At 71.1% G+C, this 560-nt stretch carries 1 protein-coding gene; it reads left to right on the top strand.

Annotation, left to right across the window (positions count from 1 at the left end; genetic code table 11):
• The coding region (locus QR78_RS31780) for an LLM class flavin-dependent oxidoreductase (RefSeq protein ID WP_048431639.1) at positions 1-560 on the top strand (560 nt) is incomplete at both ends.

Genomic DNA, 560 nt, shown 5'->3' on the forward strand with positions numbered 1-560 from the left:
GCCCCCTCAACGTCCCGCGCCCCCCGCAAGGTCACCCGGTGGTGGTGCAGGCCGGCTCCTCCGAGGCCGGCAAGGCGCTCGCCGCCCGCACCGCCGAGGTGATCTTCACCGCACAAGTCACATTGGAGGACGCGGTCGCGTTCTACGCCGACGTGAAAGGGCGGCTCTCCCGCCACGGCCGGGCGCCGGACGACCTCAAGATCATGCCGGGCGCGATGCCGTTCCTCGGCCGCACGCGGAGCGAGGCGCAAGCGAAGTACGATTCCGTGCAGGCCTTGGTCCATCCGGTGGTCGGCCGCTCGCTCCTCGAGCGGATGCTCGGCATCGATCTTACGGGCTACCCCGAGGACGGGCCGGTCCCGGACGTGCCGGAGACGAACGGGGGCAAGAGCCGGCAGGCGCTGCTGGTGACGCTGGCGCGACGCGAGAACCTGTCGATCCGCGACCTTTATCTTCGCATCGCTGGAGCCCGCGGGCACTGGACGCTCGTCGGCACCGCCGAGGATGTCGCCGACGCGCTCCAGGAGCGCTTCGAGGCCTACGGCGCCGACGGCTTCAAC

It is taken from the genome of Methylobacterium indicum, from assembly GCF_001043895.1.
Classification (GTDB): domain Bacteria; phylum Pseudomonadota; class Alphaproteobacteria; order Rhizobiales; family Beijerinckiaceae; genus Methylobacterium; species Methylobacterium indicum.